This is a genomic window from Qipengyuania sp. L-5Y (assembly GCF_056859455.1).
Genome location: NZ_JBSXOM010000021.1, coordinates 19904 through 34196 on the forward strand (window position 1 = coordinate 19904; position 14293 = coordinate 34196).

11 protein-coding genes and 1 tRNA gene are annotated in these 14293 nt (G+C 58.2%); 10 read left to right on the plus strand and 2 right to left on the minus strand.

The window, feature by feature from the left end:
* Window positions 1–13 precede the first annotated feature (13 nt).
* The 4 genes from AC13F2_RS03235 (at window position 14) to AC13F2_RS03250 (ending at window position 3783) form a co-directional block, all read left to right on the plus strand.
* Entirely contained in the window at window positions 14–346 is a 333-nt protein-coding gene (locus AC13F2_RS03235) for a hypothetical protein (protein WP_482965172.1), read from the plus strand.
* A 68-nt stretch (window positions 347–414) separates the two neighbouring features.
* A tRNA-Leu gene (locus AC13F2_RS03240) sits at window positions 415–499 on the plus strand.
* A 47-nt stretch (window positions 500–546) separates the two neighbouring features.
* A complete protein-coding gene (locus AC13F2_RS03245) occupies window positions 547–2346 on the plus strand; it encodes an SLC13 family permease (protein WP_173829987.1) in 1800 nt (599 codons plus the stop codon).
* A gap of 105 nt (window positions 2347–2451) precedes the next feature.
* The gene (locus tag AC13F2_RS03250) at window positions 2452–3783 is read left to right on the plus strand and encodes an amidohydrolase (protein ID WP_482965173.1); all 1332 of its coding nucleotides are present in this window, start codon (window positions 2452–2454) and stop codon (window positions 3781–3783) included.
* Window positions 3784–3864: 81 nt separating this feature from the next.
* Here AC13F2_RS03250 and AC13F2_RS03255 read toward each other — a convergent pair whose 3' ends face one another.
* Both AC13F2_RS03255 and AC13F2_RS03260 read right to left on the minus strand, forming a co-directional pair.
* Window positions 3865–4056: a hypothetical protein gene (locus AC13F2_RS03255; protein WP_369828415.1), complete on the minus strand. Its 192-nt coding sequence runs from the start codon at window positions 4054–4056 to the stop codon at window positions 3865–3867.
* Between the two features lie 11 nt (window positions 4057–4067).
* Window positions 4068–5666, minus strand: coding sequence for an isocitrate lyase (locus tag AC13F2_RS03260; RefSeq protein WP_482965174.1), 1599 nt, complete (start codon window positions 5664–5666; stop codon window positions 4068–4070).
* Window positions 5667–5814: 148 nt separating this feature from the next.
* On the opposite strand from AC13F2_RS03260, the gene AC13F2_RS03265 reads away from it, so the two are divergent.
* From AC13F2_RS03265 to AC13F2_RS03290, 6 genes are all read left to right on the plus strand, one after another.
* Window positions 5815–7203, plus strand: a complete 1389-nt coding sequence (locus tag AC13F2_RS03265; RefSeq protein ID WP_482965175.1) for a helix-turn-helix domain-containing protein — start codon at window positions 5815–5817, stop codon at window positions 7201–7203.
* 74 nt (window positions 7204–7277) lie between these two features.
* Entirely contained in the window at window positions 7278–7571 is a 294-nt protein-coding gene (locus tag AC13F2_RS03270) for a hypothetical protein (RefSeq protein ID WP_482965176.1), read from the plus strand.
* A 118-nt stretch (window positions 7572–7689) separates the two neighbouring features.
* The gene (locus AC13F2_RS03275) at window positions 7690–9075 is read left to right on the plus strand and encodes a TIGR03013 family XrtA/PEP-CTERM system glycosyltransferase (protein WP_301642731.1); all 1386 of its coding nucleotides are present in this window, start codon (window positions 7690–7692) and stop codon (window positions 9073–9075) included.
* Window positions 9072–11177 carry an XrtA/PEP-CTERM system histidine kinase PrsK gene (gene prsK, locus AC13F2_RS03280; protein ID WP_482965177.1) on the plus strand — a complete coding sequence of 702 codons (2106 nt, stop codon included), beginning with the start codon at window positions 9072–9074 and terminating at the stop codon, window positions 11175–11177. Before AC13F2_RS03275 ends, prsK begins: the two co-directional genes overlap by 4 nt.
* Window positions 11177–12544, plus strand: a complete 1368-nt coding sequence (prsR, locus tag AC13F2_RS03285; protein ID WP_482965178.1) for a PEP-CTERM-box response regulator transcription factor — start codon at window positions 11177–11179, stop codon at window positions 12542–12544. The genes prsK and prsR overlap by 1 nt, the downstream gene beginning before the upstream one ends.
* Window positions 12528–14276, plus strand: coding sequence for a tetratricopeptide repeat protein (locus AC13F2_RS03290; RefSeq protein ID WP_482965179.1), 1749 nt, complete (start codon window positions 12528–12530; stop codon window positions 14274–14276). The genes prsR and AC13F2_RS03290 overlap by 17 nt, the downstream gene beginning before the upstream one ends.
* Window positions 14277–14293 lie beyond the last annotated feature (17 nt).

Sequence of the window (14293 nt, forward strand, 5' to 3'; positions counted from 1 at the left end):
CAAGAGGTCGCGCATGTTGAAAGTGTTGGGTGTTGCCATGGTTTTTGCAGGGTGCACCGCACCTGCAATAGCGCAACCTGCCGCCTCGGGAATGCCACGCGGGCCTGCGTTGCATCCCCACGATTTCAATCTGGCCGACATGGCATCACCCGTTTCGCTGAAGCAAGTCAAAGTCACGCCGATGCAGCCTGTTCTGCCTCGCAATGTGGATCTACGCGATTTCAATCCGCCAGCGGTGCAAGTCGAGCTGGCAGACCGAGGGCCGGTACTTTCCGTCGGGGCAATCGGAGCTAGGTTCAAAGATGCTCCGCGGCTTGCCCACATCGCCATCGGTATGGATTTCTGATCAGCAATTGCAACGCGGCGCTTGAACAGGCCGCAACTGCAAGCTATCCGCCGCGCTCCCGACCCAGTGCCCCTGTGGCGGAATTGGTAGACGCGCTCGACTCAAAATCGAGTTTCTTCTGAAGTGCCGGTTCGAGTCCGGCCAGGGGTACCAAACTATTCCTTGCTACTAAGAGGATAGTTTGGAAGGCAGGTTATTGGATGATCGGGGTTCCTTCCTACCACGCAATTGCTGCAATGGCCGTGACGACCGCGATGTTCGTGGCTTTCGCGCGTGGCCGGATGTCGGTCGAGATCATCTCTTTGCTCACGATCGCGGTAATCGCGGTTGGTCTGTATTTCTTTCCTCTACCTGACACGCAACCTATCGATGGTCTCGGCTTGGCATTTTCCGGCTTCGGCCATTACGCCCTGATTACCATCTGCGCGCTCATGATCATGGGCAGAGGGCTGGTTGTTACCGGCGCTCTCGAACCTGCCGCCAGGTTTCTGGAGCGGCTGTTCAAGGTCAATCTACAGCTCGGCCTGCTGTTCTCGCTGGTAGTCACATTCCTGCTGTCGATGGGCATCAATAATACTCCTGTGCTTGTGCTCTTGATGCCGATCTTCGTTCACCTCGCCATGCGCGGTGCGATGGCTGCGTCGAAAACGCTCATCCCGCTCAATGCAGCATCGCTTATAGGCGGAATGGCGACGACGATCGGTACATCGACCAACATCCTAGTCGTATCGATCGCGGTGGATCTCGGCATGCCGGAAATGGGTGTCTTCCATTTCACCCCGATCGTGCTGATCGCCGCTGTGGTTGCGCTGCCATTCATATGGATTGTTATGCCGCGCATGCTGGGCGACAACCGTATCGAAACGGTTCATGCCCAGCGCTTGTTCGAAGCCAGACTTCGTGTGACTGAAAATTCCGTGCTCAATGGCCGCGAGCTATCCGAACTGAGTACTCGCTTGCCGGCGGGGATCGAGTTCCACGACGTTCCAGTGGGCCTGCTTCGCCCCCAGCACCGCCTCCGCATGACCGGTACGCACGAAGCGATCGAAGAAGCGATGGCAACCTTGCGCGGAGATGCTGCGCCAAGCTGGGTGATCGATCGTATCCGCCGCAGGTCGGATGAAACCGGGACCGATATCGCCGTGGGCGAAATGATCGTCACGGCGGATTCGCGGCTCATCGGTCGGACGCTCCCGAGCTCGGGTATTGCCGATCTCTATGGGGTCGCGGTCATCGGCACTCATCGCCCTGATCGTCTGGTGGGTGAAAAGGAGCAGTTCTCAGAAGGCGGCGATCTTCGTTTTGCCGAAGGGGACGTGCTGCTGGTCATGGGGCTGGCCGACGACATGCAGCATTTCGCGCGATCGGACAGTCTGCTCCAGCTCGAGGGGATGCGGGAGCTGCCGCGTCGTTCGAAGGCAGTGCTCGCCGCGGGCATAATGGGTGGGTCGATCACGCTGGCGTCGATCGGGCTAGTTCCAATTGCCATTGCATCGCTCGCAGGCGCGATACTCATGTTTGTTACCGGCTGCGTGAAGTTCGATCGGGTGGGGCGCGGGCTATCAGGTAGCGTAATCGTTCTAGTGGCCGCCAGTATTGCTTTGGGCAGGATCATTCTCGAGAGTGGTGCAGCCGACTGGATCGGCGGGGTCATGGCGGCGGGGCTCGATTACCTTTCCCCGGGGGCGGCGCTGGCCGCCATCATGCTGGCCATGACGTTCCTGACCAATTTTGCGTCGAATGCCACGGCGGCCACCGTGGGCACTCCAATAGCTTTTGCTATCGCCAGCAAGCTGGATCTTCCGCCGGAGCCCTTGGTGCTGGCTGTGCTGTTCGGGTGCAATTTGTGTTATGCGACGCCTATTGCGTATCAGACCAATATGTTGATCATGGCCGAGGGATCATACGAATTCAGAGATTACGTGCGCACGGGGGTGCCGCTCGTCCTGATCATGGTTACGGTATTGTCGCTCGCGCTTGTCGTGACCTACGGGCTGTAGAGTGCCCGCTGACCGTTGGTCTTCGGTAATGGTCACTGGACCGGATTAATTGCACTACAGCCCGCGAGACGCTCGCGAGCAGATCGATTGGGGAGAATAAAGGGTATGTCGAAATCAATTTCCACTAGCCTTGCTGCAATTGCAGTGATGCTCGCTTCGCCAGTGAGCGCAAATGATCTGAGAGCAGATCTTGAAGGCGACATGCCCGAACTGATGGAGCTTTACCGGGATCTTCACGCCAATCCGGAATTGAGTTTCGAAGAGCATGAAACAGCGGCCAAGCTGGCCAAGCGTATGCGCGCATTGGGTTTCGAGGTTACCGAGAACGTCGGGAAAACGGGTGTCGTCTCGGTAATGAAGAACGGAGAAGGCCCGACAGTCCTCTTGCGCGCAGATATGGATGGTCTTCCCGTGGTCGAACAGACGGGTCTGCCGTTTGCTTCCAAAGTAACCGCTACTCCGGCAAGCGGAGTGACCACTGGGGTGATGCATGCTTGTGGGCATGACACGCACATGGCGGGTTTTATCGGCGCTGCGCAGCTTCTGGTGAAGCATAAAAACGAGTGGCAGGGTACTCTCGTCATGGTCTTGCAGCCGGCCGAAGAGATCGGACTTGGCGCGCTCGCGATGATCGAGGACGGCCTGTACACGCGCTTTCCGAAACCTGATTATGCTCTGGCATTCCATGACGCCGCAGCACCTGCCCCTGCCGGCACGATCGGTTATACTCCCGGTTACGCCTTGGCCAATGTGGATAGTGTCGACATCGACGTGAAGGGCGTCGGGGGGCACGGCGCCTATCCGCATACAACGAAGGATCCGATTGTGCTGGCCAGCGCGATTGTCATGAAGTTGCAGACTGTGGTCAGCCGTGACTCTTCGCCGCTGGACCCGGCTGTGATCACGGTCGGAAGCTTCCATTCGGGCGCAAAGCACAACATCATAAGTGACGAAGCCAAATTGCAACTAACCGTGCGCAGTTATTCCGATGAGAGCCGTCAGTTGTTACTGGACGGCATCCGCCGGGTCGCGCGAGGGGAGGCTATTGCAGCCGGTGTGCCTGAGGAATTGATGCCGGAAGTGACGGTGGAAGATCCCTACACCCCCTCCACTTTCAACGATCCCGACTTCACTGCCGAAGTTGCAAGCAAGTTCAAACAAAGGTTTGGCGAAGACCGTGTGATGGAATGGCCCGCGGTGATGGGGGGCGAAGATTTCAGCCAGTTTCGGCGCGCTGCCCCGGAAGATGTCGATTCGATGATCTTCTGGATTAGCGGAACGACCCAGCCGATGCTCGATGCGCTGGAGAGCGAGGGTAAACCGCTTCCTTCCTTGCATTCGCCATTCTGGGCCCCTGATGCTGAGAAAGTGATCGAAACGGGGGCCGAGGCCTTGGCCAGCGCCGCCATCGAACTGATGCCACGCAAAGGGGCCTGATTTACCTAAAAGTGTGGCCGCCGGAGCGTTGGGGCGCTCCGACGGCCGTATTCTCCTCCCCAGGAGAAAGCGTGTCAGTTTTTAGCCGTCAGACGGAACATAGGTCCCCAACCGGTGATGGAGGGCGTTGATCTTCGCCAATTCTTCCCGGTCTTCAGTCTGGCGCGCGTAATGCGTCAGGGCAGTACGCAAAAGGCGAAAGTCTGCGGTGGAGAACAGCGCGCGGGCGCGGCCAGGCTCGGTCTTGGGAGTGTCGTCTGTCATGGTCGTCATCCTCTCTCTCCTTACGCTGCAGCGAACTGGTTCATTGTGTTGTCTTCGCCGCCAGCCTTGAGGGCTGCTTCACCGGCAAAGTACTCCTTGTGATCGTCCCCGATGTCGGAGCCGGCCATATTCTGGTGTTTCACACAAGCGATGCCCTGGCGGATCTCCTCACGTTGCACGTTCTTGACGTAACCGAGCATGGCCTGTTCACCGAAGTATTCGCGAGCGAGGTTATCAGTGCTGAGAGCCGCTGTGTGATAGGTCGGTAGGGTGATGAGGTGGTGGAAAATACCCGCACGCTTCGCGGCATCTGCCTGGAAAGTACGAATCTTCTCGTCTGCTTCAGCCGCAAGCTCGGTGCCGTCGTAATCTACACTCATCAGTTTGGCGCGATCGAACGCCGAAACGTCCTTTCCAGCTTCTGCCCATGCATCGTAGACCTGCTGACGGAAGTTCAATGTCCAATTGAAGCTGGGCGAATTGTTGTAAACCAGCTTGGCGTTAGGAACGACCTCGCGGACACGATCCACCATACCGGCAATCTGTTCGACATGCGGTTTTTCCGTTTCGATCCATAAAAGGTCGGCCCCGTTCTGAAGTGCGGTGATGCAATCGAGCACGCAGCGATCCTCACCCGTGCCGGACCGGAATTGGTACAGGTTCGAGGGCAGGCGCTTGGGCGCCAATAGCTTGCCGTCGCGGCTGATGAAGACCTGGCCATTGGTAATGCGTGCCGGATCGACCTCGTCGCAATCGAGAAAGCTGTTGTACTGATCGCCAATGTCGCCGGGTTCGGTTGAATAGGCGATTTGCTTAGTCAGACCGGCACCGAGGCTGTCCGTACGGGCGACAATGATGCCATCGGGAACGCCGAGTTCCAGAAATGCGTAGCGAATGGCGCGGATTTTCTGAAGGAAATCCTCGTGCGGCACAGTCACCTTGCCATCCTGATGGCCACACTGTTTTTCATCCGAAACCTGATTTTCGATCTGGAGAGCGCAGGCACCGGCCTCGATCATCTTCTTTGCAAGAAGGTAGGTTGCCTCGGCATTGCCGAACCCCGCGTCGATATCGGCGATGATCGGGACGACATGCGTCTGATGCTCGTCGATCGCTTTCAGAAGGCGATGGGTGTTGACCGCATCTCCTGCTTCCTTCGCCGCGTCGAGTTCGCGGAACAGACCGCCGAGTTCGCGTGCATCCGCCTGTTTCAAGAAGGTGTAGAGTTCTTCGATCAGCGCAGGGACGCTGGTCTTCTCGTGCATCGATTGATCTGGAAGCGGTCCGAATTCGCTACGCAGCGCGGCGACCATCCATCCGGACAGGTAGAGGTAACGGCGTTTGGTGCTGCCGAAGTGCTTCTTGATCGAAATCATCTTCTGCTGAGCGATGAAGCCGTGCCACGTACCGAGCGACTGCGTGTAGTTTGCAGGATCCTGATCATACGCATCCATGTCTTCGCGCATGATCCGCGCAGTGTAGCGCGCAATGTCGAGCCCGGTGCGGAAACGGTTTTGAACGACCATGCGCGCAGCGCTTTGAGCATCGATCGCAGCCCATGGCGCACCGTTTGCTGCGATGGTTTCGTTCATTTCATTGATCCGGGCCGAGTAGGTCACGGGAGTGCTCCTTGTCGCTATAGGCTTGATCGCCTGTCGATGCTTCTGGCTGGCCGTAGCGGTGAACGATAGGGAAATTTACAGAATAACTTGTCATATCGCGCCGTGGATCGCTAGTCTGTATGTAAATATGTGAAGAAAGTTACAGATGGTTGAAGCAGCTCTTTTCGCCGGTCCCGCCCTTCGAAGGCTTCGCAAACGGGAAAGCCTGACCCAAGCCGCAGCTGCCGGACGCCTAGGCATTTCCCCTAGCTACCTGAACTTGATCGAGCGCAACCAGCGACCGATCAGCGCGCGCGTTATGGTGCAACTGGTCGAGCAATTTGACTTCGACCCAAGGTCACTTCGCGAAGATGAAGCTATTGGCGGAATTGAAGGACTGGCCCGGCGCCTTGCCGATGAACGTTTTGCCGATTTAGGAATAGACCGGGAAGAGGCGCATGAATTCCTCGCCTCGGCCCCTCAAGTCGCAGCCGCATTTGCTCGCCTGTACGACAGCGCAGGACCGATCGGATCAGTCGCAAACGACCCTTTGGCAGCATCGCGACGCGAGGTGGAGCGGTGGCGCAATCATTTTGCAGATCTCGATACGGCGGCAGAGGAGCTGGCGGATGAACTGCGCTTGTCGCGAGGGGATATCGGCGTGGCTCTCACCGAGCGTTTGCGCGAGCGCCATCAGCTTTCTGTCAGGATCCTCCCCCGCGATGTGATGCCCGACAGCCTCCGCCGCCTCGATCTCCACGCACGGCAGGTTCAGCTGTCGGAAATGCTGAGTATTCCTTCGCGTAATTTTCAGCTCGCTCTGCAAATCGCCAATCTTGAATTTGCCGATTTGGTCGACTCGGTTGCCAAGGGTGCCAAGTTTGAAGAGGAAACCGCGCGAGCGTTGTTCGCGCGCCATCTCAACGGGTACTTCGCCGCAGCTTTGCTGATGCCCTACAGTCGGTTCCTGCGCGCTTGCGAGGCGACCGGATATGATCTTACTCTTCTTGAAAGGCGCTTTGGCGTCAGCTTCGAACAGCTCGCCCATCGGCTGACCACGCTTCAGCGGGTTGGGCAACGCGGCCTGCCGTTCTTCATGGTGCGGCTCGACCGTGCTGGGCAGTTTTCCAAGACCTTTGCGGGGGCCAGTACTGCGCGCTTCATCGATTCTGCCGTAAGCTGCCCCCTGTGGCATGCGCACCGGGCTTTCAATCGTGCGGGCGAATTGCAAGTTCAGCTGGTGGCCCCCGATAATACCGGTGACCGGGATGGTGGCTGGCTGACCATGGCCCGAACGGTTGAGGGAAGCGGATCGCCCGGCGATGCACAGTTTGTCGTTGCGATCGGGGTGGAAGCTGTATTGGCCGAAGACTTGGCGCAAGCTCGCGGAGTTTCGCTGCGGTCCGATAATGCACAGCCCATCGGCCCGGGTTGCGCTGCATGCCATCGCATTCGCTGCAGTCAGCGCTCGCTTCCTCCCGTTGGGCGCAAGCTTATCGTCGACAGATCGAGGCGAGGTATCACACCCTTCGAGCTTGAAGACGTTAACCAATAATCGGTCACCTCGGCGGAACTCAGGCCCGAGAGGGCGCGTTTTCGGTGCATAGATAGATCTCAGGGAAATATGGTATGACCGAAGAACGCATTACGGAAACCACCGATTCAGCCGGCAATACCCATACCACGCATACTGTTGTATCCGACGGGGCCAATCGCAGCGGTGGCACGAATTGGGCCATAATCCTGTTGGTGCTAGTCGTGGCGATCGTCGGCATTTTCTTCCTGTCGCAAATGAATAACGCCGAGGTCGCAAAGGACAATGCGATTGCCGGTGCTGCCGATCAGGTCGGCATCGCCGCTGGGCAAGTGGGGGAAGCTGCGCAAAATGCCGGAAATGCGGTTGAGGACGCGGTGGCCAACTGAAGCCATTTCAGTGCGCTTGATAGCGCCACGCTTATTGCCAGTGTAAAATTTACCGACGGTTCACTCTATGTTTGCTAGTCAGGAATTCCGACACTAGCCAATTGCGAGCCGGCCCCGGATGATCCGCCTGTTCAAACACTACATTTCATACAATGTGGTGTTGCTATCAGTAATAGATCTGGTTCTGCTCTTCATAGCAGGCGAAGGTGCATGGCGGCTGCGCGTAACGCAGATATCTGTCGATGCCGGGGCGCTCGCCGAGCGCATTCCGGAACTGGTCGGCTTTGCCGGTGTGGTATGGCTGGCCATGATTGCGGTCGGGACCTACGGCCCGGAAGCGCTACGCTCCATACGCTTTGCCACTGCACGTTTGCTCGTCGCCGTCAGCCTTGGTGTGCTCGCGATCGCATTGATGAACTTCGTTCTGCCAGGGTCGGCACTTTGGCGCTCGGTCCTGTTGTATGCCATGGGCATCGCTATCCTGTTGCTTGTTGCCAATCGCATATTGGCTGGCCGCATGCTGGGTGCGGACGCTTTCCGTCGAACGATCCTCGTGCTGGGTTCGGGCAAGCGAGCGGAACGGCTGCTGCGCCTCTCGCAGAGGCAGGACAGCGGGTTTGCTGTTGGTGCATTCGTGGCAATGGGCGATAGCGCCAGCACGATCGAAACCGCGGTCCCGCGTGAATCCATATCCGATCTCGGAAAATTCATTCTTCGGGTCGGTGCGACCGAAGTAGTGCTCGCGCTGGAAGAGCGGCGCAATTCCCTGCCGCTCAAGGACTTGTTGCGGGTCAAGACCAACGGTGTCTACGTAAACGATTTCTCGAGCTTTCTCGAACGAGAACTGGGCCGCGTCGACCTGGACACGCTTAATCCAAGTTGGCTGATTTTCTCGGATGGATTCTCCGCTGGCCAGAGGCTTTCCAGCATTGGGAAGCGCTTTTTCGACATCGTCGTCAGCCTGATGATACTTACGATCGGCGTTCCCTTGATCGCTATCTTTTCCGTTCTGATAAAACTCGAAACGAAGGGGCCTGCGTTTTTTCGCCAGACCCGTGTCGGTCTTTACGGCCAGAATTTCACACTCGTTAAATTGCGTTCGATGCGTACCGATGCGGAAGCGGCAGGGGCGAAGTGGGCCGAGAAGGATGATCCACGCATAACCCGCATCGGACGTCTCATCCGCAAGGTTCGCATCGATGAACTGCCGCAGGTATGGAGTGTGCTCAAAGGGGAAATGAGCTTCGTCGGGCCTCGCCCCGAAGTGCCCGCATTCGTAAGCGATCTGGAACGCGAGCTTCCCTATTACGCCGAACGACATGTTGTAAAACCTGGGATAACCGGGTGGGCGCAGATCAATTATCCTTACGGTGCAAGCATCGAAGATGCGCGGCATAAGCTTGAATACGATCTCTACTACGCCAAGAACTACACGCCTTTTCTCGATCTCCTCATCCTCTTGCAGACAGCTCGTGTAATCCTGTGGCCGGATGGCGCCAGATGACCACCTGGATCGCAAGTCTGGCCTATGTCGGATATACGGTAGGCGCGATAAGCTGCGCTCTCTCGGCGCTGTGGATTGGCAGCAGGGGCGATGCAGGCCGAACTGATCGCATGCCCGCTGTCGTGGCCTTGGCGTTGACTGCCAACTGGTGCTTTGCAGCAGCAAGCTTTGGACCAAGTCGGCCGATCGTGGAATTGAGCGAGGTCGCGCGTAATCTGGCGTGGCTGTTCATGTTATACCGGCTTTTCGCCAATGATGGCCGCGATGAAACGCTGCGATTGGTGCGCCCGACAGCAATCGCGCTCGTACTCGTCGAAATTTTGCAAATAGCTTTGCTCCTGATCGCTCGACAGAATGTGCCCGGCACTGACCTTATTGCGATCTTCGACACCGCGTCCTTGTTTCGCATTCTGGTTTGCGTTGGCGCGCTGGTATTGCTCCATAATCTCTATGTTGGCGCCGCCACATCCTCTCGGCAAATCCTGCGCTGGAATGTGGCGGCACTCGCGTGGTTTTGGGTTTTCGATCTCAACTATTTCACGATCGCTTATGTGACGGGGGCGGTGCCGCTCGAACTGGATGCACTCCGCGGATTGGCCGCTGCGATTTGCGCAGTACCCTTTGCGATGGGGTTCAATCGCAATGCATCCGGGTTGGAATTCCGACCATCGCGGGCAATCACTTTCCGATTTCTCTCTCTCATGGTGATAGCAGCCTATCTGATCGTGATGATCGCGCTTGCACGATCTTTCGATACCTTCACGGGCGATCTCGCCCGCATGACGCAAGTGGGGCTCATCATAGCAGCCGGCGCACTCGCGCTGATCTGGCTGCCGTCTGCCCGCCTGCGTGGATGGTTGAGAGTGACCGCGGTCAAGCACCTGTTCAAGCATCGGTACGATTATCGGACGGAGTGGATCAGGTTCACGCATACGATTGGTGCGACCGGCCTCGATAATTCGACACTGCAAGAGCGTTTGATCAAGGCTCTTGCAGACATCACCGACAGTCAAGCCGGCATTCTGCTCACCCCGGATGATGACGGTACACTACAACTTGCCGCGAACTGGCAATGGTCCGAGATAAAGGTGCCGGTACAAGCTGCTCCTGCCGAGCTTGGTGAACTTCTCGAACGCAACGAGCTGATTGTCGCGCTGGATGAGCTACGCGAAAACGTCGACCGTTGTGGCGAACAGGTTCTGATACCGGAGTGGTTGCGCGAGGATAGGCAAGCTTGGGCAATCGTCCCACTGCTCCATTTCGATCGCCTCGTTGGACTCGCGATATTGTCCCGACCATTGGTAGAGCGAAAGCTCGACTGGGAGGATTTCGATCTGCTTAAGGTCGTCGGCCGGCAGCTTGCCAGCTATCTTGCCGAACAATCCGGTCAGGCTGCATTACTGGAGGCGGGGAGGTTCGACGAATTCAACCGACGCATCGCTTTCGTCATGCACGACATCAAGAATTTATCGAGCCAGATGTCGCTGCTTTTGCGAAACGCCGAAAAACACGCCGAAAATCCTGAATTCCGAAAAGATATGCTCGTCACCTTGCGGAGTAGTGCGGACAAACTCAATGCGTTGCTCGCCAGGTTGGGGAAATACACCCGACCCGAAACCGGCGCGAGCGAGGTTCTCGAACTTTCCAACACTGTAGAGCGGCTCGCCGATCAATTCGGGCAGATCCATCCCGTAACTGTACTTCGGTCGGAAACCGCTAGGGTCGAAGGTAATTCGAAGGCTCTGGAGCAGGCTCTGAACCACCTGATCCAGAATGCGATCGAGGCCAGTGATACCGATGCCCCGATCATGCTGGCTGCATACTCCGATGGAATCGCGGGCTTGATCCTTATTGCAGACAACGGTCACGGTATGTCGCCAAATTTTCTCCGCAGCGGCCTTTTCAAGCCGTTCGTTTCGTCAAAAGCCGGGGGCTTCGGAATTGGTGCCTTCGAAGCACGCGAACTTGTTCGTGCCATGGGAGGCCGATTGGATGTGGAATCCCGCGAGGGCCTAGGCACGCGCTTTACAATAAGTCTGCCGCTTCTTTCTGCGGCGAAATTATTCGATCGCGCCGATGTTCGCGAACGCAAGGTGGCATGATGGCGCAGTCCAAGCCCAAACTTCTGATCGTCGAGGACGATGAAGGACTTCAGGCCCAACTCAAATGGGCATACGAAGATTTCGATGTTGTCATTGTCGGTACGCGCGAAGCGGCGATCGACGCGCTGAGAACGGAAGAGCCAGCAGTAGTGACTCTCGATCTCGGGTTGCCGCCGGATCCCGACGGCACAAGCGAGGGCTTTGCCGTCCTCGAGGCGATCATGGCGTTGAAGCCGGACACTAAAGTCATCGTTGCGTCGGGGCATGGGGCGCGTGAAAGCGCTCTGCGCGCTGTCAATCGAGGGGCTTATGACTTCTATCAGAAGCCCGTAGACATCGACACGCTGGGGCTGATCGTCCAGCGCGCATACCGCTTGTATCAGCTTGAGACCGAGAACCGGCGACTGGCTCAACAGGTTGGCGAAGACCGGACGGTACTGGGGGCTATGGTTACTGCAGCCCCGGAGATGGCCAAAGTCGCACGAACGATAGAGCGGGTCGCACCCACCAATGTGTCGGTCATGCTCCTTGGCGCCAGTGGTACGGGCAAGGAGCTTCTGGCGAGAGGCGTGCATGATTGCAGCGAGCGCCGACATGGCGCGTTCGTCGCAATCAATTGCGCCGCCATCCCGGAAACCCTTTTGGAAAGCGAGTTGTTCGGTCATGAAAAGGGCGCGTTCACCGGGGCAGTCAAGACTACTGAAGGCAAGATCGAGCTTGCTCACGGTGGCACGCTGTTCCTCGACGAAGTCGGCGATATCCCACTACCTCTTCAGGTGAAGTTGTTACGGTTTCTGCAGGAGCGGAACATCGAACGGCTTGGTGGTCGAAAAACGATCCCCGTCGATACTAGGATCGTGTGTGCCACCCACCAGAACCTTGAAGCCATGATTTCGGATGGAACATTCCGAGAAGATTTGTTCTACCGCCTTGCGGAGATGGTGATCAAGGTGCCTACGCTTGCCGAGCGGACGGGCGATGCCATCCTGCTGGCCAAATATTTCCTGGCCCGGTTTGCCGACGAGATGAACCTCAAGGTAAAGGGCTTTGCACCGGATGCACTTGCGGCAATCGACAATTGGAGCTGGCCTGGAAACGTCCGCGAGCTCGAGAACCGCGTCAAGCGGGCGGTAATCATGGCCGATGCTAAATTGGTATCAGTCGAGGATCTGGATCTGGAACAGGCCGGTGATGATGGCGCAGACATCACCCTCAATATCAAAGCCGCGCGGGAGCAGGCGGATCGTCGGCTGATCCGGCAAGCGCTCGCGCGGAGCGAGGGGAATATTTCGAACACGGCAAAGTTGCTCGGTATCAGCCGCCCGACGCTGTACGACCTTCTCAAGCAGTATGACCTTCAGACTTAGCCTCAGGGCTTTCTCGCTGTTGGCGTTGAACTGTCTGGTGCTGGGAGCTTGCGGGCAACCGCAGGATACCCAGTCAGAGGTAGATAAAGCGCGGGTGGAATTGGCCAACGGCAACCCTGGCATCGCCAGAATTCACCTCGACCATGCGCTCGCTGCCGGTGTTCCCCGGCGAGAGCTTTCGCTCGACTTTGCGGAAGCTGCATTGGGGGAAGGAGACTTCGCAGGCGCGCGAAACTGGCTTGAAGGGGAGGATTTTCCCGCAAGGGCCGCCGCAGAGCGCCATTTGCTGCTGGGACGCATCGAGATGGCCGAGGGCAATTTAGCCGCGGCAGCGCGAGCATTCGACAGTTCTTACGAGGCAGACCCGGCGAATTCTGAACTTTGGGTCGAAATCGGGCGGCTGCGCTATCGTCGCGGCGAGCAAGTGCAGGCTTCACAGGCGGTAGAGCGCGCACTGGAATTGGATCCCGAGAACGGCGGAGCGCTGCGATTTCGTGGCCAGCTGATCCGCGACGCCCAAGGTATGCTATCGGGCGTTCGCTTCCTGCGCGATGTCGTCGAGCGGCAGCCTGACGACGTTTCCTTGCGCGTCGAGCTTGCGGCTACTCTTGGGGATGCGGGGGAGGCGGCAGAGGCGCTTCGAGTTCTGCGCGGGGGCGACGGCAGCGCGGTTGGTACAGCGCAGGGGCTTTTCATCCAGGCAGTCATCGCGGCGCGTAGCGGAAATTTCCGATTGGCGCGCGACCTGCTTGGGCGGTCCAACCTCGTCGAAAGGAGGGTGCCGTCAGCGCAAATCCTATCGGCCATCATCGATTTGCAGGAGGAGAACTATGCGAGTGCGGTGAGGGCTCTGGATCGGATTTATGGTGGGGGGCAGGCGGATAACCGGAGGGTTCGGGATTTGCTGGCTTACGCGCTGTCGCGCAGTGGCGGGGAGCAGGAACTAGTTTCGCGGTTTGCGGAGACTGCTGCGGGGAATGGCGGGTCTGCGTATCTGCGCACTCTGGTCGGGCGGGCCTACGAAGCGCTGGGCGACCGGGATGCGGCCGCCGAATTCCTCGATCTGGCGGCGGTATCGCAAGGCGGCATGGTGGTACTTCCTGCCGTAAATACAAACAGTTCGGACAACGGAGGCGGGGTCGAGACGCGCAATTTCGTGCGGACGGCGATTGCTCGTGGAGACCCGGCGGCGGGTGTGGCGAAGGCGCGGGATTTCGCGCGCCGGTTTCCCGGTTCGGCCGATGCGTTTTCGATCCTGGGCGACGCGGAACTGGCATCGGGTAACCGGGCGGCTGCGCGCACGGCCTATGAGCGATCTGCCGAAATCAGACGCGGATGGGTGCTGATCATACGTTTGATCGGGGTACAGAACACCCCGGCAGATGCTCGGCGTATGATCGAGACATATGTGCAGGGTAACCCGATGAACGGTGAGGCCGCCGCCATGCTGGCCGATGCCCTGGCAGCGGAAGGGGAATGGGCGAGGGCGGTGCCGCTGCTGGATCATGCCATGCAATCCGGCATGGGGCGCGTGCCCTGGGTGCTGGCCGCGCGCAGTGTGGCGGCGCGGGAACTGGGCGATCAGGAAGAGGCACTGTCCTTCGCCCTGGCAGCGCACGAATTGCAGCCGATGAACCCCTATGCAATTTCCGCGCTCATCGCGGTTCTGCCCGAGAATGACCCGAAGCGGATTGAACTTGAAGCGAAGTTGAGGTCTGTGACAGCGATCTGAACCTCTCGACACCCGCC

What these genes read in the sequence shown, in the direction of transcription:
- AC13F2_RS03270 (WP_482965176.1), top strand. Translation starts at nt 7,278, where the DNA reads ATGACCGAAGAACGCATTACGGAAACCACCGATTCAGCCGGCAATACC.
- AC13F2_RS03265 (WP_482965175.1), top strand. Translation starts at nt 5,815, where the DNA reads ATGGTTGAAGCAGCTCTTTTCGCCGGTCCCGCCCTTCGAAGGCTTCGC.
- prsR (WP_482965178.1), top strand. Translation starts at nt 11,177, where the DNA reads ATGGCGCAGTCCAAGCCCAAACTTCTGATCGTCGAGGACGATGAAGGA.
- AC13F2_RS03275 (WP_301642731.1), top strand. Translation starts at nt 7,690, where the DNA reads ATGATCCGCCTGTTCAAACACTACATTTCATACAATGTGGTGTTGCTA.
- AC13F2_RS03250 (WP_482965173.1), top strand. Translation starts at nt 2,452, where the DNA reads ATGTCGAAATCAATTTCCACTAGCCTTGCTGCAATTGCAGTGATGCTC.
- AC13F2_RS03255 (WP_369828415.1), bottom strand. Translation starts at nt 4,056, where the DNA reads ATGACGACCATGACAGACGACACTCCCAAGACCGAGCCTGGCCGCGCC.
- AC13F2_RS03235 (WP_482965172.1), top strand. Translation starts at nt 14, where the DNA reads ATGTTGAAAGTGTTGGGTGTTGCCATGGTTTTTGCAGGGTGCACCGCA.
- prsK (WP_482965177.1), top strand. Translation starts at nt 9,072, where the DNA reads ATGACCACCTGGATCGCAAGTCTGGCCTATGTCGGATATACGGTAGGC.
- AC13F2_RS03290 (WP_482965179.1), top strand. Translation starts at nt 12,528, where the DNA reads ATGACCTTCAGACTTAGCCTCAGGGCTTTCTCGCTGTTGGCGTTGAAC.
- AC13F2_RS03245 (WP_173829987.1), top strand. Translation starts at nt 547, where the DNA reads ATGATCGGGGTTCCTTCCTACCACGCAATTGCTGCAATGGCCGTGACG.